The 19,159-nt window shown below is 60.1% G+C and carries 27 protein-coding genes; 13 read left to right on the top strand and 14 right to left on the bottom strand.

Annotated elements, in window-relative coordinates:
- Positions 1 to 8 precede the first annotated feature (8 nt).
- From HU752_RS11410 to HU752_RS11385, 6 genes are all read right to left on the bottom strand, one after another.
- The gene (locus HU752_RS11410) at positions 9 to 1,238 is read right to left on the bottom strand and encodes a S49 family peptidase (protein WP_186680666.1); all 1,230 of its coding nucleotides are present in this window, start codon (positions 1,236 to 1,238) and stop codon (positions 9 to 11) included.
- Positions 1,239 to 1,240: 2 nt separating this feature from the next.
- Complete coding sequence (locus HU752_RS11405) at positions 1,241 to 2,848, bottom strand: phage portal protein (RefSeq protein WP_186680668.1); 1,608 nt, start codon at positions 2,846 to 2,848, stop codon at positions 1,241 to 1,243.
- Between the two features lie 2 nt (positions 2,849 to 2,850).
- Complete coding sequence (locus HU752_RS11400; protein WP_186680670.1) at positions 2,851 to 3,066, bottom strand: hypothetical protein; 216 nt, start codon at positions 3,064 to 3,066, stop codon at positions 2,851 to 2,853.
- Between the two features lie 12 nt (positions 3,067 to 3,078).
- A complete protein-coding gene (locus tag HU752_RS11395) occupies positions 3,079 to 4,965 on the bottom strand; it encodes a phage terminase large subunit family protein (RefSeq protein ID WP_186680672.1) in 1,887 nt (628 codons plus the stop codon).
- A 43-nt stretch (positions 4,966 to 5,008) separates the two neighbouring features.
- Entirely contained in the window at positions 5,009 to 5,530 is a 522-nt protein-coding gene (locus HU752_RS11390) for a DUF1441 family protein (protein ID WP_186680675.1), read from the bottom strand.
- A 137-nt stretch (positions 5,531 to 5,667) separates the two neighbouring features.
- Entirely contained in the window at positions 5,668 to 6,015 is a 348-nt protein-coding gene (locus HU752_RS11385; protein WP_186680677.1) for a phage holin family protein, read from the bottom strand.
- Between the two features lie 93 nt (positions 6,016 to 6,108).
- Between HU752_RS11385 and HU752_RS11380 the strand changes: the two genes are divergently transcribed.
- Positions 6,109 to 6,375 (top strand): DUF1883 domain-containing protein, encoded by a 267-nt coding sequence (locus HU752_RS11380; RefSeq protein ID WP_186680680.1) that lies wholly within the window; start codon positions 6,109 to 6,111, stop codon positions 6,373 to 6,375.
- 689 nt (positions 6,376 to 7,064) lie between these two features.
- On the opposite strand, the gene HU752_RS11375 is transcribed toward HU752_RS11380, so the two are convergent.
- The 5 genes from HU752_RS11375 to HU752_RS11355 all read right to left on the bottom strand — a co-directional run bounded on the left by HU752_RS11375 (position 7,065) and on the right by HU752_RS11355 (position 10,934).
- Positions 7,065 to 7,427 (bottom strand): PA0613 family protein, encoded by a 363-nt coding sequence (locus HU752_RS11375; protein WP_186680682.1) that lies wholly within the window; start codon positions 7,425 to 7,427, stop codon positions 7,065 to 7,067.
- Complete coding sequence (locus HU752_RS11370; RefSeq protein ID WP_186680684.1) at positions 7,420 to 9,636, bottom strand: VapE domain-containing protein; 2,217 nt, start codon at positions 9,634 to 9,636, stop codon at positions 7,420 to 7,422. The genes HU752_RS11375 and HU752_RS11370 overlap by 8 nt, the downstream gene beginning before the upstream one ends.
- Positions 9,626 to 9,853, bottom strand: a complete 228-nt coding sequence (locus HU752_RS11365) for a TraR/DksA C4-type zinc finger protein (protein WP_186680686.1) — start codon at positions 9,851 to 9,853, stop codon at positions 9,626 to 9,628. Before HU752_RS11365 ends, HU752_RS11370 begins: the two co-directional genes overlap by 11 nt.
- On the bottom strand, positions 9,846 to 10,364 hold the full coding sequence (locus tag HU752_RS11360; RefSeq protein WP_186680688.1) for a phage regulatory CII family protein: 519 nt from the start codon (positions 10,362 to 10,364) through the stop codon (positions 9,846 to 9,848). Before HU752_RS11360 ends, HU752_RS11365 begins: the two co-directional genes overlap by 8 nt.
- A gap of 327 nt (positions 10,365 to 10,691) precedes the next feature.
- The gene (locus HU752_RS11355) at positions 10,692 to 10,934 is read right to left on the bottom strand and encodes a transcriptional regulator (RefSeq protein ID WP_081009837.1); all 243 of its coding nucleotides are present in this window, start codon (positions 10,932 to 10,934) and stop codon (positions 10,692 to 10,694) included.
- A 100-nt stretch (positions 10,935 to 11,034) separates the two neighbouring features.
- Here HU752_RS11355 and HU752_RS11350 point away from each other — a divergent pair, with 100 nt between their 5' ends.
- From HU752_RS11350 to HU752_RS11295, 12 genes are all read left to right on the top strand, one after another.
- Positions 11,035 to 11,796 (top strand): LexA family transcriptional regulator, encoded by a 762-nt coding sequence (locus tag HU752_RS11350; protein WP_186680691.1) that lies wholly within the window; start codon positions 11,035 to 11,037, stop codon positions 11,794 to 11,796.
- Positions 11,797 to 12,046: 250 nt separating this feature from the next.
- Positions 12,047 to 12,625 (top strand): hypothetical protein, encoded by a 579-nt coding sequence (locus HU752_RS11345; protein ID WP_186680694.1) that lies wholly within the window; start codon positions 12,047 to 12,049, stop codon positions 12,623 to 12,625.
- 10 nt (positions 12,626 to 12,635) lie between these two features.
- Positions 12,636 to 12,920 carry a phage antirepressor KilAC domain-containing protein gene (locus HU752_RS11340; protein WP_186680697.1) on the top strand — a complete coding sequence of 95 codons (285 nt, stop codon included), beginning with the start codon at positions 12,636 to 12,638 and terminating at the stop codon, positions 12,918 to 12,920.
- A complete protein-coding gene (locus tag HU752_RS11335; RefSeq protein ID WP_162491359.1) occupies positions 12,907 to 13,068 on the top strand; it encodes a hypothetical protein in 162 nt (53 codons plus the stop codon). The genes HU752_RS11340 and HU752_RS11335 overlap by 14 nt, the downstream gene beginning before the upstream one ends.
- A complete protein-coding gene (locus tag HU752_RS11330) occupies positions 13,065 to 13,391 on the top strand; it encodes a pyocin activator PrtN family protein (RefSeq protein WP_186680700.1) in 327 nt (108 codons plus the stop codon). The genes HU752_RS11335 and HU752_RS11330 overlap by 4 nt, the downstream gene beginning before the upstream one ends.
- Before the next feature lie 47 nt (positions 13,392 to 13,438).
- Positions 13,439 to 13,867: a hypothetical protein gene (locus tag HU752_RS11325; RefSeq protein ID WP_186680703.1), complete on the top strand. Its 429-nt coding sequence runs from the start codon at positions 13,439 to 13,441 to the stop codon at positions 13,865 to 13,867.
- Complete coding sequence (locus HU752_RS11320) at positions 13,864 to 14,085, top strand: hypothetical protein (RefSeq protein ID WP_186680705.1); 222 nt, start codon at positions 13,864 to 13,866, stop codon at positions 14,083 to 14,085. The genes HU752_RS11325 and HU752_RS11320 overlap by 4 nt, the downstream gene beginning before the upstream one ends.
- On the top strand, positions 14,085 to 14,240 hold the full coding sequence (locus HU752_RS31720) for a hypothetical protein (RefSeq protein ID WP_225920118.1): 156 nt from the start codon (positions 14,085 to 14,087) through the stop codon (positions 14,238 to 14,240). The genes HU752_RS11320 and HU752_RS31720 overlap by 1 nt, the downstream gene beginning before the upstream one ends.
- Positions 14,237 to 14,593 (top strand): hypothetical protein, encoded by a 357-nt coding sequence (locus tag HU752_RS11310; protein WP_186680708.1) that lies wholly within the window; start codon positions 14,237 to 14,239, stop codon positions 14,591 to 14,593. Before HU752_RS31720 ends, HU752_RS11310 begins: the two co-directional genes overlap by 4 nt.
- Entirely contained in the window at positions 14,590 to 14,838 is a 249-nt protein-coding gene (locus HU752_RS11305; protein ID WP_186680711.1) for a DUF551 domain-containing protein, read from the top strand. Before HU752_RS11310 ends, HU752_RS11305 begins: the two co-directional genes overlap by 4 nt.
- Positions 14,835 to 16,661: a DNA cytosine methyltransferase gene (locus HU752_RS11300; RefSeq protein ID WP_186680713.1), complete on the top strand. Its 1,827-nt coding sequence runs from the start codon at positions 14,835 to 14,837 to the stop codon at positions 16,659 to 16,661. The genes HU752_RS11305 and HU752_RS11300 overlap by 4 nt, the downstream gene beginning before the upstream one ends.
- Positions 16,658 to 16,933 carry a pyocin activator PrtN family protein gene (locus HU752_RS11295; protein WP_186680714.1) on the top strand — a complete coding sequence of 92 codons (276 nt, stop codon included), beginning with the start codon at positions 16,658 to 16,660 and terminating at the stop codon, positions 16,931 to 16,933. The genes HU752_RS11300 and HU752_RS11295 overlap by 4 nt, the downstream gene beginning before the upstream one ends.
- A gap of 204 nt (positions 16,934 to 17,137) precedes the next feature.
- On the opposite strand, the gene HU752_RS11290 is transcribed toward HU752_RS11295, so the two are convergent.
- Genes HU752_RS11290 through HU752_RS11280 form a run of 3 tightly spaced genes read right to left on the bottom strand, consistent with a single transcriptional unit; the run spans position 17,138 to position 19,093 of the window.
- A complete protein-coding gene (locus tag HU752_RS11290; RefSeq protein ID WP_186680716.1) occupies positions 17,138 to 17,812 on the bottom strand; it encodes an anti-sigma factor in 675 nt (224 codons plus the stop codon).
- Positions 17,809 to 18,444, bottom strand: coding sequence for a sigma-70 family RNA polymerase sigma factor (locus tag HU752_RS11285; RefSeq protein WP_225920117.1), 636 nt, complete (start codon positions 18,442 to 18,444; stop codon positions 17,809 to 17,811). Before HU752_RS11285 ends, HU752_RS11290 begins: the two co-directional genes overlap by 4 nt.
- Before the next feature lie 55 nt (positions 18,445 to 18,499).
- The gene (locus HU752_RS11280) at positions 18,500 to 19,093 is read right to left on the bottom strand and encodes a fasciclin domain-containing protein (RefSeq protein ID WP_186680720.1); all 594 of its coding nucleotides are present in this window, start codon (positions 19,091 to 19,093) and stop codon (positions 18,500 to 18,502) included.
- Positions 19,094 to 19,159: the final 66 nt, after the last annotated feature.

The following is a 19,159-nucleotide window of genomic DNA, read 5'->3' as shown; positions in this document are numbered from 1 at the left end:
GATCTCCTTCAACGGCGGTTCTTGCCGGCAGCACCAGCAACAATGGAGCTGACAGCGGCCTTGCGTTCGCCCGCTTTGCCGTCAGCGTTCGGGGTGGTTCCGGTGACGCCTTGGGCGTCGTTCTTGATCGCGCTCAACGAGATGCCGCGATCCTGGGCAGCCTTGAACAGCACCAGGGCCGTGGCTTCGACCGAGCTGCCGTCGTCGATCGCCGCCTCGATCTCCTTCTCGAAGCCCTTGCTGGCCAGCGCGTTGATGCCCTTGATACGGGTGCGCTCAGCCACTGCCGCTTCAGTACGGATCGCGCTGACATCCGGCTGGCTGGCCTGGGCGATCTCGATGGTGTTGGGGTCAGTACCGGCTGCCAGAGCGGTACGCAGTTCTGCCGTGCTATTGACGGTGGTCATGGTGTGTATCCTTGGTGAGTTGATGGCCGGCTTGGCCAGTTCGGTGATCAGGGATTCCAGCGAGCCCGTGCGGTGGGCCAGACCGTGCTTGACGGCATCGGCACCGACACGAAGACCGCCGTGGTCCCCCATCTCGGGGACTTTCTCGGGGTCAGCCCCCAGGTTGCGGGCGACCTTGGCCACGAAGACATCGCCCAGGGCGTCGATCGTCTCGCCCAGCTTGGCGCGCCCCTCCTCCGTGGAGAGGTCAGGCCGCTTGTTTGGGGCATTGCGGCTGACGATCGAATAGCGCTTTCGACCGCTCGCGCCGTCGTTCTCGACCACCGCCTCCACAACAACCCCGATGCTCCCCGCCAGGCTGGCTTCGTCGATGACGATTTCATTGGCTGCCGAGGCGATCCAGTAAGCGGCACTGGCCCCAATGCCACCGATGTAGGCGACGATGCGTTTGCGGGATCGACCGGCGTAGATCATCTCCGCCAGCTCATTGATGCCCGATGCGACACCGCCCGGACTGTCGATGTTAAGTACGATGGAGCGCACCTTCGGATCATCCAGGGCTCGCTGGATGTCGGTTGCCAGGACCTGGGTGCTGGTCGCACCACTGATCTCGGTAAACAGATTGGCGTAGCGGAAGATCGGGCCAACAACCGGCACCACGGCTACGCCATTGCGCATCGTGACCTTGCGGGTGTCTTCCAGCCGCTCGCCACGCTTGGTCGCCAGCGCCATCGGATCGCCCATGCGATCAGAGATGGTCAACAGGTTGTCCAGCGCGTCGGGCAGCATCAGCCAGGGCTGCGAGGCAGCCAGCTCAAGTGCTCGCGGCATGCTTATTCCTCTTGGGGGGTAGGATCTGGCGGGTTTTCAAGCCCGCCCTTGGGCAACGGCTGCAGGTTGTTGGCCCGACGCAGCTCGACTTCACGCACGCGCTGACGGAACACCTGCTGCCAGGGTTCGCCAGTCATCGCCGCCGTTTCCAGCGTTTCATTGCTGACACCGATCTCGATGCGCTTGCCGGCGGCGTTGGCTTCCTTCAGTTCGTCAATCGCGCCACGAGCCGGGCCAATCCAGATGGCCTGGCAGTAGGCCTTGCGCTTGGCCGGATCGGAGTAACCAGGTAGGTCGATCATCCCCCTGGCCACCGCCTCATCAATCAGCAGCTCGCGACTGGGCTGGCAGAAGTCACACGCCAGCCACCAGCGGCGTAGGCTGTAGAACCGCCATGCCTGCAGCATCGCTGCACGGGCGGCGCTGTAGCTGCTGCTGTAGTGCAACAGCAGCTCCTCCATCGGCAGCTCCAGCGCGGCGCCGATCTCCTTCACCACGGCAGTGAAGAACGGGTCGAACTGAGCGTTGGGCCGGCCTGGGTTGGCCACCACCGGCTCCTCACCGACGCCCAGGTCGACCACAGCGCCCTCGCCCAGGCTCAGTTCGCCATCGGAGGTGTCATCGCCGCCGGGTTGCTCATCGCTCAGCGCAGTCATCGGGAGGTTCCCGCTCTGGAACTCCGAGCCCTTTTTGATGAACACGGTGAACATGGCCGAGATCACCGCCGCCATCAGCTCGGCGCTGCTGTAGCGCTCCAACTTCTGCAGGGGCTCCAGCACCGGGGCCAAGTAGGGAGCCCCACGTTTCTGGCCGGGCCGTTCCTTATCAGACAGCACATGCAGCACCCGGCGGCGACCGGTGTGGGCACCGAAGGCGCTCAGCCGCTCCCAGACCAGCGGCTTGCCGGCGAGATGCTCACCGGGGTAGCCAGTGCAAACGTGGTACGCCACCGGAGCGCCCAGGTCGTCGAACTCGACGCCGTCCACCAGGTTCGTCTGATCAAGGCCGTTGTTTGGATTGCCGACCCGGTCGGACTCGATCAGTTGCAGCCGGGTGCTGAAGATGCAGCCCGGCCGCTCCTTGTCCGGAGTGGCCACCAACACGTCGCCGCCAACGAGTGACGACACCAGGACCAGCGCCTGCAGTTGATAGTGGTTGAGCGTGGCTTCGGCATCACACTCTCGCGGGTCGTCCGCGTACAACGACCACAGGCGGTCGAGCCGACCGTTGAGGTCATCGGCCTGTTCCTCCGTCAGGCCCAGCGCGCCATGGTCGACCTGAGCCCGACAAACCAGGCCGGTGCCCACTACGTTGGTGCGCAATCGGGTGATAGCCGCCCGAGCCACCAGGTGGTTGCGCATCGCATCACGCGACCGCGCCACCAGCATCCGGCGCTCGCCCCGGTTGAAGTCACGACGCGGGCTACCGAGCCCAGGGATCCAGCTGGCCATGCTCCTCAGCATCCGCGAGGCGCCGCGCCAGCGGGTTTCGACGCCGCCACCACCACCCTGGGCGACGATCTGCTGGCCGTCGACTGATGCCCTGGCCACCCGGATCGCTTCCTGCATCAACTGCTCAGCAGCGCCGTCCCGCTTTCTGAATGGCCACATGGTCAAATCCCCAAGTACGAAACGCGACTACGGCCACGGTGCTGCAGGGCCGCCTGCTCGTTGGCGACCTCCTGGGCGTACTGCTTTTCCAGCAAGCGCAGGCTGTTCAACTCCGCCAGCTGGACCTCGCGGTCCTGCCGACGGACCCGCTGGCCGTTTTTCAGGACGGCCGAGATCGCCGCCCGGACCTCTGCAAGGCGTTTTTGTGCATCTGTCATGGTGAACCTCGGTTAGCCGACGCGGCTCCGGGTGCCCCTGCCGCGAGCGACTACGCGACGGGGAACTGGCGCCACCGCCTGCTCGGTAGTGAAAAGGGTTGGCTGGAGCTGTTGCTGCTCCAGTTGGTCCCACTCGTTGTCGCGCAACAGGTGGGTCTTCAGGCTGCGGGCCGCGTGCAGGGCATACACCTCACAGTCCAGCGCCTCGTTGCGCCGGCCGGCCTTCTTCTGCCAGACCATCTTGCTGGGTTGACGGGGGTGCGGGGCCAGGACCTCGTTGGTCAGTTGCTCGTAGTAGTCCGCGCGGATCTCGCTGTACCAGTGCATGCGACCAGGTCCGTTACCCTTCAGCCGGATCCGGCCGTCGATCAACGTCTTGGCCTTGTGCGTGCCGACGATGAACACCCGAAGCCCGTATTTGGCTGCCTTGGTGTTGTCCTGGGTGGTGTCGATCGACTGGGCCGGCTTGGTGAAGATCTCCCGATCCCGACTGTCGATCGAGGCGCCCTTGATCGCCATGATGTTGAAGCGCTGGCGATCCCGAACGTAGGTGTACACCGCATCGCTGGTGTTACCGTCCGAGCTGTCGATGCTGACCGCCGAGACGGCGAGCTGTGCACCGCCCTCAGTCGAGATCGGCGTGGAGATGATCCTGTCCAGCTCCGACCACACCGGGTCGTTGACGTCCTTGGGGTTGCCGTCCAGCTCGCCCCAGTAGAGGCGCCACGATTCCTCCCCCCGCCCCCAACCTACGATGACCAGCGCCAGGCGATCGCCCTGAACGTCGACACCGACCGTGACCAGCAGCACCCCCTTCGGAGCAGTCAGCTCGGCGTAGGGTTCGGCCCGTTTCTCCAGCTCGTCGGTCTTGGGCGCGTTGCTCTTGTACTCATAGCTCTCACCCTTGGAGCTGTTGGTGAAGGCGATCATGGGACCAATGTTGCCCAGCGACATGGCGTGCTCGGCCTGCAGCTTCTTCTCCATCAGCACTTCGAAACGCGAGCCGTGGAACGTGGCGTACAGCTCGTTAAGGATGTACCCGGCGATGCCGCGAAACTCGGCAGTGGCCTCCCAGCGTCCACGCTTGAGGTTGGCGTTTTTCTGGTGGTCATCCCACACCTCGCCGCAGTGTGGACAGGCGTAGTACGCCGTTTCCGGGCGGCGCTTACCGTAGATCTCGTGGTGGTAGCTCTCGTCCTCGTCGCAGTGCAGGTGGTCGAAGCTCAACGCGTGCGACTGACCGCAACCGTGGCAAGGGACCAAGCCAATGCGTTTGTCCGACAGCTCCAGCTCCGCGTCGATCGCGGACAGGCCCTTGATGGTCGGCGTGCCACCGATGATGATTTTCGACCGCCGGAACGTCTTGAGACGCTCCTTCGCCAGCTTGATGCTGTCGCCCTGCCCCCGCAGGTTCAGGTTGCAGTCATCGGGCTCCTCGATCGCGACCCGAGGCACTGGGGTCGACTTCACACTGGACGGGCTGTTTGACCCGACCATCTTGAGGAACCCACCGGGAAACCGCTTGAAGTCCTGCCGTTGCTGCAGCTTGCGGCTACGCAGGTCGACCTTCTTGCTCAGACGACGGGTCGCCTCGATCATGGGCTCCAACTTTTCCGCGACGTACTGTTTGGCCGCTTCGGCCTTGGGGAACAGGATCAGGATCGGCGAAGGATCCAAGTCGATCCACTTGCCGATCGCGTTACCCAGCACACCAGAGGTCCAGGCCACCTGGGCGGATTTGCGACCAACAATCTCGATCACGTTCGGATCGTCCAGCGCCTCAAGCGGCCCACCTGGCCACACCAGGTGCGGGGTCTTGTCGAAACGGTACTTGCCGGGGCTGGCCGACTCCTCCGGCGAGAGCCAGCGGTACTTGGCCGCCCACTCGATAATGCTCATGCGTGGTGGCGGTGCCCACTTGCGGCAAACCCGCTCCATCGCCTTATTCGCCGTCTTCCTCAGAGCACTCCTCGTCGTCCGGCTCGTCAGAATCGTCAGCGAGATCGTCGTCCTCGTCATACTTGGACAACCTCCTCAGTATTGATTCGATGGGCGTCCGGATCAGTTGGTCATCTACCGCCACGCCGTAGGTCGCCGACAGCGTTGCCGCCAGCTCATCGGGAAAGGTGTTCAACAGCTCGATCTTGGCCGCCGTGATCACCGCCTCGAAGCGCTCGACCATCTCAGCCTCAACCACCACCTCGCCGAGATCCTTGGCCAGCGCCAGCTCTTCGCGGTCGCCGCGCAGCCTGTCTAGTCGGTCCCGAGTGGACTCCTTTTTGCCGTTCAGTGCAGCCTGCCGCATCAGCCACTCGATCACCGCCTGGGTGTCGTACTGGTTTTCGTTGCCGCGTCCCAGGCCGAACTCGTTCACCGGCATTCCATCCTTCTGCCACCGGCTCAATGTGCGCTCGTCCCGGCCGATGATCTCGCCGAGTTCGAGCTTGCTGACTGTCTTGCCCATCGCTAAGTCCTTGAAAAGACGGACATCCCTGTACATTTCTCAGCTACAGGGAAACCGCGAGTCTGCGCACCCGTGTAGGGGGCGGGTAGGAAGGAGGACCCAAAAAATCCGGCCCCCACCCCCTCCTGCCGGCCGGGTCACTGACCCGCCTCGCCATTTGCCGGGGGCTGCTGGGTCAGGCCCAGCCGCTTTGCCGCCCAGCGTTCGTACAACCCGATCGCCACATCGGCGCCGGCCATCGCGGTGATGCACCCAATGCTGCCCGCCGCCAGGATCGAAACCCCGGCGGCGTTCAACAGCATCATGGTCGACAACCCGCAGACTACGCAGGCACCGGAGCGAAGTGCGAGGCGCCGCATCAGCGGCCACCCGCGCATGCCGGCCTTGTCGGCCCGCCATGCCTCCCCCGAAACCCCACCGACCAGCGACAGTACAATCACCATCCAGATCGGCATTTCAATCAACGCTTGCTGCTCGCTCGTCATTTTTCACTCCATAGCGCTGGCCATCACTGTAGTGGCCATTCGGGAAATACCTGCTAGTTTCAATTCGCCAACTCAAAACGGCTCGGAGGCCGCATGAATTTTTTGCACACACGGGAACATTTGGAACAAGGCGACATCGTGGTGGTTGAATGCTCACACCAATGCAATGTGCGCTTAACAACCGATACCAATTTTGCGAAGTTCAAAAGAGGTGGTGCCCATGAATACTTCGGTGGCTTCTACAAGGTGCTGCCTGCTCAGATTGCAGCACCTCACACCGGTTACTGGAACATCACCATCGATCTAGGTGGTGGCAGCGCAAACATCCGCCACTCGATCAGTATCATCAGAAACAGCTGACTCTCCCTGACACTGGTACAGCGCTGATTCGAGGGCCCCTTGAATCAGCCCCAGGGTTGAGTCTTTACTGTACGAGGCTGAAGTGAAGCCACCGACTGCGCTTCTAGCCCAAATCAAGTTTCCTTCGTCATCGACTACCCGTACTTCCATAGCAATCCCATCCCAATCATTCACCCAAAAACGCAAAAACCCGGCGCAATGGCCGGGTCTGGTGTGGAGTGCCTGCCGCATCATGCGGTCGCACCTATCGAAGATGACTACTTTTTACAGGTCGATTCTCATGGCAGCAACCCCACTTTAATGCCACCCGGTGAATATGTGGGTTACACCGGGCGAACGTCTAGCGAATGTCGGCGAATATCTAACCTCGGCATTCTGTTCTTTCGGCGTTGCCCCATATGTCCCATGGCTCAGAATCTCTATGGGACGCCTGATGACCGCTTAATTCGGGGCTTTGCCCCATTGTCCTATCTATTTCTTCCTTTTCTCGCGTAAAAGAAGAAAATCTAAAAACACGCATGCGCGCGATAGCGCGTACAGGTATGCGCTCCGCTCATGCGGGCGAGCGGCGCTTCTGATGGGACAATGGGACACGCCAATAAATATAAGGCCTGCGCTCAGTCCCATAATGTAAAAACACAATGGGACAGTGCGGGACAATGGGACAGCAACAACCAAGGTCATTGGGATCACGCAGCCTTTCCCATCAGCATGCCGCCGATCAGCACATGCGCTTCGTGCAACCGGCGGTAGTAGGTTGGAGCACTGCACCCGCAATACAACATCTTCTGTGACAAGAAGCTGTCGTGGTTGCAGTAATGCTCCCGGACAAGAACCGACAGTGGCGCAGGCAGATGCTTGTTCACGATTAGTTCGATATCCGCCGACTCGTCCAGTAGCACCCGACTGCCACGAGTCCCCCGTATCAGCTCGCCTTTGCACTCCATCAGCATGGCGATCATGTTGCCGCCCCCCAGCTCCGAACCACCCTCGTGCGGGCTGTGCAGATCCTCAGCCCACAGTTTGAGCATTTCGTCGATTCGCTTAATCAAAGCAAGGCTCCTCGAACGCTTCCCGTTGCAACGCCGACGCAACGCCCCAGCCGACCGGTTTTTTGTAAGCCCAAGGCCGCTGGCCGCTTTTGACCAATGGAGGCAAGCGCACCCGCCGCCAACCCAGCCGGTGCATGATTGCCCCGACCCTTATCTGCTCCGGCTTGCTCCAGTGCCCGTAGTCCAGTTTCAGCGCGCTGGTTAAGACCTCGCTGCCTGTGGTGGTCTCACCGATCTGCGACTCCTCGAGCCATTTCAGAATTGGCCCCTCCCACTCATCGACCACGAACCGCTCTTCCTGGGCTTCCGCGAACAACGGGGACTCGTCACGGTTGACCCACCAGACGTCGCCGGCCATGTAGCAATACATTGCCTCGGCCCACAGTTGGTCGCGGACCTCCCGTAACTGATCAAGATCGACCTTGGTACATGCCACCGGCCAATAGCGCCGGTTGCCGGTAGCGTCCTTGAGATACTCGTCTTGGTTGGTCGTACCCACGAAAACACACTGGCGTGGCACGTCCATTGTTCTGCGGCCATAGCTCTCGCGGTAGGTGTCGGTCGAGGCCGAGAAGAACTGCTTGGCCTTGGTCGATTCGGCCTTGTTGAAGCTGTCCAGCTCACCCAGCTCGACGATCCACTTGCCACGGATCGCCTGGAAGCCGTCCTTGTCGCCGAGGGCGAATGGGGTATCCATGAACCACTCGCCGCCAAGTACCGACATTGCTGTCGACTTACCGGCGCCCTGCGCGCCTTCGAGGATCATCACTGAGTCGGCCTTGCAGCCGGGCTTCATGACGCGGCCGACCGCCGAGATCATCCAGCGTTTACCGACCTTGGAGCTGTAGTCCGTCGGCGCTACACCCATGATGTCGGTCAACCATGTGCTGAGACGTGGCACACGGTCCCATTCCAGTTTGTTCAGGTAGTCACGGACAGGGTGGAACTTGTGGTCATGGGCAACGACGCTGACAGCCTCGATCACGCTGCTGGCTTTCACACGCAGGTTGTACTGCTGCGCGAGCCACTTCATCACCAGCATGTCGTCGATGTCCGCCCAGTCGCCGGTACCACCACCGTAAGGAGCCGCCCTCAGCTTCACGATCTTCGAACTGAACGAGCTGAAGCCGATTACGCCGGCCCAGCGCTCATCGTTGCCGAGGATCAGTTCGACGTTCTGCATATGAGCGATCAGCATGCCGGTCTCGGTCCTGGCCAGTTGGTCCTTCCAGCCACCAGCTGCTGGTGGACGAACGACCGCCAGCACCTGGCGGCGGACAGCGTCCAATCCCTCGGCGCAGTGCAGATCGTTGAAGTCGGTCCACTTGTCCTCGCGATCGCCGGAGAACACCGGAGGCACCACCTGACCACCGACAACCGTGGCGGCGTTTGTAGCCTTCTCCTCGCCGGGGTTCCAGGGCTCGCCATTCGGGCGTTTGGTCTTCCAGTCGTCATCGCGACAAATGATGATTGGGCGGCCTGGCCTGCGCTCACGCATAGCCTTGCAAACAGCCACGAGGTTACCCGCATCAAAGGCAATGGCGACTGTCAATGAAGTTGCCATGTGCAGTGAGGCGCCGGTCGCATAGCCCTCACACACCAGTATCGGCTCGCCCGGGTTTGGGTCCGGACCTATAAGGTGAAAAGCCCCGTCCTTTGACATGCCGGCCGGCCAGTAAGATTTATCCCGCCCAGTGCTTTCCTGCTTTTCCGGGTAGATCACTTGCAGACCGACGACCTGGTCGCGGGCGTTGCACATCGGCACAAGCACCGCGCCTGACCGAGGGGCATAGCGAACCCGAAAACCCACAATCTGCTTGCGATCGAGGTACGCGCTGCGTCCTTTCTCCGGCATGCGATTGAACATGCCCGTAGCCCGGCGAGCAGCACTACGAGCCCGGTTTTCTGCAACCTCAGCAGCCCTACGCTTGGCATCCTCCTGCCGCGCACGCAGGACTTCCCGGTCCTCGGCGCTCATCTTGCCGGCCTTGACCTTGATCTTCTGCGTCTCACCCGAGCGCCAGTCACCAAAGCTGCCGAAGATCAGCGTCTCGCCCTTCTCCGTGCGATGCTCATGCACCACGTACCAGCCATTCTTTTCAGTGCCCTTATCAGTACCCGACTTGCAGCGGGTCAGTTTGCCGAACACCAAAGGCTGCGCGGGCTCCAGACCGTAGTCGCTGAACTGGTTCAGAACTTCATCGAGCATGGCGGGCCTCATTCAGCTCGTTGACGCCCTGGCAGATCACGCAGAAGGTGCAACCACGAATAGCAAGGCGACGGGCCTCAGGAATCGGATCGTCGCAGCACTCACAGAACATGAAGGAATGCGCCGCGACAACGGGCGCCTTAGCGCGGCGATCGGCAAGCGCACGATCCAGCCCCTCTTGCACCAGATCGTTTGCGAAGTCAGCAATGTCAACCACGGGTCACCCCACGCGTCGTCTGGTTCACGTAAGAGGCACGGTTGAAAAGCCCGAGCAGGTTCTGAATACCGCGAAACACCTGTAGGCGGATCTCGGCCAGTTCCTGATCGCTGACCACACCATCGCCAATGCTCTTGGCCCAGGTGTCGGCGAGATCGGCGACATGACGGAAGTAGGTAGCAATGCCGGTGGTCAACGTCTCCGGCATATCACCCGTGTACGTATCGGAAAGGTCTTGCCACATGGTGTCGCCGACCAACGAATGCACCGCATCGAGAATGCGGCGATCTTTGGTCAGCTCGAGGATCTCGCCAAACTCCTGGATGTTCACGGAGTGGCTTGGGTGGGTCGGGGACAGCTTGTGCTGCAGGGTTGTCGCGTTGCGGCCGGTAGTGGCAGCGATAGCGGCGGCGCCGCCCGGGTAGTCACGGACAGCATGGTAAAGCGCGAGGTCGAGCGGCAGGACTTCCCGCTTCGCCCGATCAACGCTGTGCAGAGCAATACGGCTCATGGCATTAATCCTTGTAAGTTGCCAGTGCCGCGCGACATGTAGTGGTGATACATTTGCCGCGTGGCTTGAAAGGGCCCAAAAGCCGGCCAGATCCGCAAGATCAAAACCGGCACCGTGCCGAGGCAAGTGATCCGTCGCTCACCCCTGGCGCAACAGTTGCCAATCTGTGGTGGAGAGGCAACAACCCAAGGCATCCGTGCCTTGGCATACGCGGTAAAGATCGGCGGCTTTTTGCATGTGGTGTGCATGCCGACCTTCATCGCGGCCCGACAACGCTGTGGTGGCGCGAGTCGGGGGAAACTGGGCGACCCTTGGGTCGCCTTTTTTCTAGGCAGCTTTCGAAGAAACAACTGCCGATGAACGTAAGTACTGCCAATCAATATCTGGCCGCAAATCCTCGCAGGTCACCTGAGCGTCAGTACCACGATCGATGGCGATAGCGAGCCCAGCGCTGGCCCGGCGATTGCCATAGGCCACTTGTTTCAGTTGTCCAGTGGACGTGGCGCAACTGGCCGCGAGCGCCTCAAGACGGGATGGATCTAAGCTTTTGATGTAGTCAAGAAAGTTCATAAACACCTCCAATTGCAGCCAAAGATTAGCAATTGCTAATTGGATTCGCAATAGCTGTTTGTAATTTACATTTTGCTAATTCAAAAGACATGATTCGCAGATGAATATCTATGAGAAACGCCTCACCATCCTCAGAGCCCTCATCGGTGAAAACTCCCTGAAGGAATTTGCGGCATGCCATGACGACATCGATCCCTCATACCTCTCACAGATTCTGAACGGCCATCGGACCCTGGGAGACCGAGCCGCGACCAACCTAGCTAAGAAGCTTCAGCTTCCGGTCGAATTGCTCACTACCGGAAACTACAGCACTCAAGACCAGGCACTGATTGCACGCAGGTGGCTTACCTTGGGCCTCAAACCCCCCGCCCTCCCTCACCCAGCCTTTTTTAATTCATCTATCAACGAGACCGCAGAACGGAGCGCGGAGGAACGCGAAAAAGCCAAGCACCAGCGCCCTGCCCCCGTACCTGTGGTAGGAAAAGCTATGCTCGGCACGGACGGCTATTTTGACGCATTGGATTACCCTGACGGGCATGGGGATGGCTACATAGACATTGTTAGCTCAGATCCATACGCATACGGCTTGAAGGTAGTGGGGAACAGCATGCACCCCCGGATCAAGAATGGGGAATTTGTGCTAATTGAGCCAAGCCACCCCTACCGCACAGGGGATGAGGTCCTGATCAAGACAGCCGACGGCAGGGCCATGGTGAAGGAGTTCATCTACCTGCGAGACGGCCAGTACAGACTCGACAGCATTAGCGACGGCTATCCGCCAATCTTTATCGATGAGCATTCCGTCGAAAAAATTCACTACGTAGCAGCAATTTTGAAGCCGTCTAAGTACCTCGACCTCTAAAATTAGCAAATGCTATTGCAAATAAATTTAGCTATTGCTAATTTTGCCTCACCTCTCCACCACAGAGCCGAGGCAATACCATGCACACCACAGCTACGTTGCACGCCCACCCGGCGTGCAAACCAATCCGCGTATTCGAGGTTCGCTACCTAGCTCGCGAGCACGGCTGCACCTTCATCGCTAGCAAACACAAGCGCTCGACCCGCTCGGCGCCTGCTCCGTTCGACCCCAACGACGGAGGCCGTGCAGCATGAAGTTCAAACTGAACAACCGCACGCTGTCCCTGCTGAAGGCCCAGTCATGCCTAACCGAGACCTTCACTCACACCCTGAGGTCTGAGCCGCAACGCCAGGTGGTGTCGTTCCGCCTGGCTGTCGAGCGCAACCAGGCCAGCACCACCTTCGGCATCCTGCTCGGCAGCGAACACCACACGCTGACCCTGCCCAACAGCCCGAAAATGCACCTCAAGCTGGCCGACTTCATTGAAGAGATCGTCAATGGGCCGGCTGACACTGTCACACCGGCCGAGCTGCCCCATGCGGAACGCGAGTACGGCAACTTTGAGATCGAACACAAGCAACAGGTGTTCGAACTGATCAGCCGCGGCGGATCGGCGAGCCTCGACCTCGGCTTTGCACTGCCGATCAACATCTCCGTACACCGCAATCAGACCCGTACCGGCGTCACCACGATCATGAGCATCGGCAACTCGCGCCCGCGCACCAAGTGCTTCACGGTGTGCGGTAGCGACATCGAGATCTACAAGCGCCTGATCCAATCCCTCGACCACCTCGCCGCCGCCGCTACGCCGGCCGCGCATGCGGCGTAAGGGGGACGACATGGACCGCGACCTCCAGAAAACCGCCAGGTACTTCGGCACCACCCGTCCAAAGCTGATCGAGCTGATGCGCGAGAAAGGCCTGCTCACAGAGAAGAACCTTCCGGCCTTCCCTGTTCGCGACCGCGAGTACCTGCGCGTCAAGGACAGCAGTTGGTACCACGAATGCTTTGGCATGCAGTACAGCCAGTCCACCCGGATCCGGCAAGCCGGCATCCCGTGGCTGGCCAAGCAGCTTGGCCTCGAACTCCCTGCCGTCCCGGCAGATCGCCGTGACGTGGCCTAGGGAGTATGCCCGCCAGATCGTAGCCCTTCCGACACGCGAGCAGCGCAACGCCGCACTGCTCGACGTGCCGGAACATCTGCGCGAGCTGACCAAGCGCCACTGCCTGAACTACTGGAACCACCCCAAAAGGAAGCAGAGCAGCACATGAAGGAATCCAACCAACCCCCGCTTCGGCTCATGCCAGCACCGGAGACGGCCACCGTCGAGCTGCTCTACCGCACTTTCGGCGACGTGCTGATCCCGCTGGAAAAGCTGCGCGTGCAGTACTTCCGCAACCTGAACGAGCAGACCTTCGCCACGGAGATCCAGAACGGCCGCATTCAGTTGCCCGTCACCACCCTGGATAACAGCCGCAAGGCACCGAAGTTCGTGCACATCAAGCACGTCGCAGCCCTGATCGACATCCGCGCATACAAGGCCGACGAGGACCAGGCACTACAGAGAACCGAAGCCCCCGAGCAAGACCAGTAACCCAACAGCGGCCACCACCCGCCAGCAAACCACCAGGAGTACACCACATGACTACCATGCAGATCTGCGCACTGATCATCGCCATCCTGTTCATCGGCCTGACCTACTGGGCCGGCTATCGGAGCGGCCTGCTCGACGGCCGCGCCGAGGGCCACCTTGAAGGCATCGAGGAGGGCAAGGCCATCCAGCATTCGGACGACCACGGGACACTGCAGGACCTGCAGTTGTTGCTCGATCAGGCCCGCGAGAACCACAACAAGCTGTACACCCACTATCAGCGCGCCCTGCAGGCATCGAAGCTCAGCACTGACGACCGCACCACCCTGCTCGCGACGGCCAAGCAGCTACAACTCGCGGCTGACACCTTCCTGGCACTGAAGGCCCCGACCAAGGCAACAAACGCCCGCGCTCTACGGGCCAAGATCCTGGCGATCGCAGCCCTACTTGAGCAGGCCGAGCAGGAGACCGCAGCATGAAGCGGCCCATCCCACTGCTGCGCCTCTCCCCAGAGGCTGCCGGTCAACTGCAACAGCAGCACGACAAGGCCAGCACCGAGCTGGCCGCACTGCTCCGCCACAACAAGGAGTTCGACCGCCAGCTCAATGAGCTGATCGGCCCAGACGCCCTGCGCCGACTGCACAAGGCGACCGAGAACGCCCTGCTGCTGGTCGACCTGAAAAAGGAGGCAGCGTGATGTCGCGAACCCTCACTCACACCGGCAAGAGCTTTGACGTCCTCGCGCCACAGGTCGAATGGATCCGCCCGTGGTCGGCCACCGAAGCCCGGCTCACGTTTCACCAGCGCCTGATGGATCAACTCGCTATCGAACACCGGAGGAAAGCGGCATGACGCACGCACAGGACACCACAAAAGCCCAGGCCGCTTTGCTCCGCAACGACAGCGGGATCGCCACGCCTATAACAGACTGCGGCTGCGAAGCAGCCAGCATTATTGACCCTCTCAGCACCACCACCGAGGGTCTTGTACCCCACGAAAAGCTGCGCGAGGCAGCCACACCCAAAGCCTCGCTGATAGCTCTGGATCGCTCACCCGCGCAGCTTGCCGAGGGGTATACGCACCCTACGTCAACTGCAGGAAGCCGTGCGGGTGCCCGCGCCATGCAACCTGAACTACCCAAGCGTGCCGCTCAAGCCACTGATGATGCCATTACCGAAGTTCGCGCACAGGAGTTGCCGCAATGAGCCAGTGGATCAAATGCAGCGACAGGCTGCCTGGGGATGAGCTTGATGGAATGATGGTGATCGTTGCAGTGCAGCACTGCAGGCGCGGCCTCATTGCGGAAGCGGATATTTGGCGCAAAGGCAAGCGAAAGGGGAGTTTCGATTTTTGGAGCAAGGCTACCCACTGGCAGCCCCTCCCTGCACCTCCGGATGCCGACGAGCTGGAGCAGCAAGCTCAGCACCAGGGCAAGGCGGTCAAGCCATGACCGCCTTCCGCAAGCACAACCTCGCCGAGGCCGTCTATTACGGGCAACTGTCCCTCAACCTCAAGCCGTACCTGAACATCGATCTGTTTGCTGGCGGCGGTGGCGCCTCCAAGGCCATGGAGCAAGCCACGGGCGAGTGCGTTGACATCGCCGTCAACCATGACGACGACGCCGTCAGCATGCACATTACAAACCATCGCCAGGCGACCCACTACCGAGAGGACATCCGGAAAGTCCAGCCACTCGACGCTACCAAGGGCCTCCCCGTGGGGCGGCTTCATGCGAGCCCCGAGTGTACCCACCACAGCCAAGCCGCCGGCGGCCAACCACGCAGCAAAGAAAGCCGCGCCCTCTCATGGATGGTCATCAAGTGGGTCGGTCAGACACGACCGCTGATGCTCACCATGGAGAACGTGATGCAGATCCTCCAATGGTGTCCGCTGGTCGCTAAGCGCTGCGCGAAAACCGGCCGGGTTGTCACCCTTGACGTGGTGCCACACCCGGTCACCGGGAAGCCCTTGAACCGCGTTGCCGAACCAGGCGAGCGCGTGCCCGTTCAGCGCCAGTACCTGGTGCCCGACCCCAAGCGCAAAGGCCGGACCTGGGCACGCTTCCTACACCTGCTGCGCGACCTCGGCTACGAGTACCACTACGACAAACTCGTTGCCGCCGACTTCGGTGCAGCTACCACCCGGGAGCGCCTGTTCTTCATTGCTCGGCGCGATGGGGTCAAGCTGAACTGGCCGGTAGCCACCCACGCCAAAGTACCTGGCCCCGGCCAGCTACCCTGGAAACCGATCGCGAGCTGCATCGACTGGAGCCTGCCTTGCCCGTCCATCTTCCTCGATGCTGCAGAAGGCAAAGCGGCCAAGGTACGGCGCCCGCTCAAACCCAAGACCATGGAACGGGTACGCAAGGGCATTCGGCGCTACCTGCTGGACCACCCCAACCCCTTTATCGTCAGCGTCAACCACAGCGGCAGCGACTTCAGGGGGCAATCAACGATCGAACCTGCAGCGACAATCACGGGCGGTCACGGCTTCGCACTGGCACAACCAGTCGTAGCCCCATTCATCACCGAGCATGCCAACTCCAGCAATCAACGCAACATGCCGGCGGACGAGCCGGGACGGACGATCTGCAGCGAGGTGAAAGGCGGGCACTTTGCAGTTGTGGCTGCGACCGTGGTGAGTGCCGGCGGCTTCGAGCATGCCGAGAATCAGACCGTTGCCTACATCGCCCAGCAGAACGGGGGTTACAACCAAACAGCAGGCCGACACCCGACCGAGCCATCAACCGCACTGACCACGACGGGCAGCCAGCAGAACGTCGTCACCGCAAGTCTAGTAACCCTGCGAAACAACAGCGTCGGCGAGGATCTGCGAGACCAGGCCCCAGCAATCACTGCCGGCGGAACACACCTCGCCGTCATGCAGTGCACCTTATCTCCAGAGCACCAGGCGGGAGCCGAACGTGTGGCAGCGTTCTTAATGGGCTACTACGGCAGCGACAACACCTACGACGCCCGGGATCCGGCAGCCACCATCACCACCAGGGACCGCCTGGCTCTGGTGACAGTGACGATCAGAGGCAATCCGTACGTGATCGTCGACATCGGCATGCGGATGCTAACACCGCGCGAACTGTACCTGATCCAGGGCTTCCCGCCTGACTATCAGATCGACTTCGGGCACGACGGCCGACGGTTCTCCAACAAGGCCAAAGTCAGGATGTGCGGCAACTCGGTATCACCGATGCCCTATCGAGCGCTACTCGAGGCTAACCCATTATTCCCCGAAGCAGAAATGCGGGAGGCAGCATGAACACGGCCTTCATACTCATGGCCCAGTACGACGGCCAAGCCATCATTCCTTTGGAGCGGATCTGCAAGGATTACTTCACTCACCTCACGCCAGACATGTTTCAGCGCAAGGTGTTAGCCGGTCACATAAAGCTGCCGATCACCCGCCTCGAGGCCAGCCAGAAGAGCGCCAGAGGAGTTCATATTGCTGACCTGGCGATTTACCTAGATCAGCAGCGAGACGCTGCGCGCAAAGAGTGTATGCAATTGAACAAGGCACTTCAGGCAGGCTGACTGCACTGGTCGGCTCCTGTATACGACCCAGCCAGTTGCATTCAATTCACCACTCCTTTGTCGATGGCCGTCTACAATCGGCGGCTATCGACAAGAAGCTGCCGTTTACTACTCATGAGTCGATTGAGCTGGCCTGGGACTCTGGAAGACCGATCGCTAAGCCAGTTTCCCACGAAAAAAGATCTAAAGACTTACCCCTCGAAGTTACAGCGCTGTAAGCACGCCCTTATAAAGCACCGGACCTGTCGGCTGCCCTGTTGGCGATCCACCCTCCGGCTCAAGACTGACAGCCAAAGTGCTTGAGTCACTAATCAGAGCTTTCTGAGCGCTACCCAATTTGATCTCCCACTCTCCCCCTAGCGGTATCACCCCAAGGGAAACGGGTTTACCACCTGGCGGAATAAGCCACATCTCCAGGCTGCGTCCCTTTTCAACTTTTGCCAACGCTTGCGGTTTGATTCTCAGGTAATCCTCTCGCGTTTCAATGCTCATCCAAGACTGTGCGTCAGCACTATGCAACGTGGCACCGTAGCGTACATCGTTACGGTTGTAGATAACGCCCAGCGTTACTGCTGCTGCCAGTGAACACGCTGCAATCGTCACTCGGAACCAGCTCCAGAGAGGCCGTTTCACAGGCGGCTGCATTGCTTGCGGATCTATGCGCGCCGTAACTTTATGCCAAACACGATCCGGTACAGGTTGCTCAGGCAGAGTTTCAGTAAGGCTCATGAGGCACTCCTGCCATTGCGCAAGCTCTACGCAGAGTTCCGAGTCTATTAGCAGCAGCTGCTCGAAGCGCCGGCTCGCAGCGGGCGGCATCAACCCGATGGCATAGTCGGCGGCAAGTGCGCGGCGCAGACTTGGAGTTTGGTAGTTCATGACTCAAGGCACCTGCGTAGATGGTCCATGCCCCGGCGTATCCAAGACTTCACCGACCCTAGCGGTGCCGAAAGGTACTCGGCCAACTCTGAACAGGAGAGCCCTTCGAAGTAGGCAATGGTGATTGATTGGCGTTGCATCCCCTCTAGCTTACTCAAGCACCGATTCAACGCTTTGATCTCACGGTAACTGTTCAATTGGTTATGTGCAGAGGGGCTGTCATCAATCAACATTTGCGCGTCGAGATCATTTAGCGGACGGTCTCGATACTTTCTTAATTGGTCGATGGCCTGGTTTCGCGTTATGTTGATCATCCAGGTCATCGGTGCCGACAGGCGGGGTTGGTAGCGCGAAGCATTACTCCAAATACGTACAAAACTTTCCTGCAGCACTTCTTCAGCGAGATCCGAGCGTCCCATGAGTCGCAGAGCCACGCCATGCAATCGCGGACTCACGCTACGATACAGCGTTTCAAATGCGCGCCGATCACCCAGTGAACACTGGGCTAAAAGGTGTATTAGTTGGTCGGTGTCGGCGATTGGAATAGTATTTCTCCAAACGATTAAGTCGTGAGGTGCTAAATTTCGATTGCAGCTAGAGGTTAGCCCACGACGCGCGGTTGCTCCATTCACGGGTGGGCTCCTCATAAAACTCGCCGATCTTACTGATGGTGACCTGCGATGCCAGTCAACTTTTCGGCAGCAGCACCTTATCGATGACCTGTATCACACCGTTCGACTGGTACACGTCATAGGTGGTGATGTCAGCGACGTTACCTTTCTCGTCTTTGATGGTGATGTTGTGCGGACCATTCATCATTGCCCACAGCTTGCCTCCTGAGACAGTGGTGAGTTCGGCCTTGCCGCCACCGGCCTTGATTTTCTCGGCAAGGGTGGCCATGTCCAGTTTACCGCTCACAACGTGGTAAGTGAGGATCTTGCTGAGGGTTGCCTTGTTTTCTGGCTTCAGCAACGTATCCACGGTTCCGGCGGGCAAAGCAGTGAAGGCTGAATTGACCGGTGCGAACACGGTAAAGGGACCTTTACCCTTGAGGGTGTCGACTAGGCCGGCAGCTTTGACAGCAGCGACCAGGGTAGTGTGATCTGCAGAATTTACCGCGTTATCAACGATATCTTTACCTGGCAACATGCTTTGACCGCCTACCATGACACTGTCGTGACCCATGGTCGCCGCTTGCACGGTATTGAAAACGAAGCCACCACCTACCGCTAAGGCCAAGAAGCTCGCAATCAATGGTGCTTTGATCGAAATGCGTTTCATCGTGATGATCCTTTGTGGAGAGAGTCGGCCAGGAAAGTCTGTCCGTGCTTGATATACGTGGCAGCG

It is taken from the genome of Pseudomonas vanderleydeniana, from assembly GCF_014268755.2.
In the GTDB taxonomy this organism is placed as follows: domain Bacteria; phylum Pseudomonadota; class Gammaproteobacteria; order Pseudomonadales; family Pseudomonadaceae; genus Aquipseudomonas; species Aquipseudomonas vanderleydeniana.
Note: the sequence above shows the minus strand (reverse complement) of the source record. Positions and strands in the feature narration are given on the sequence as shown.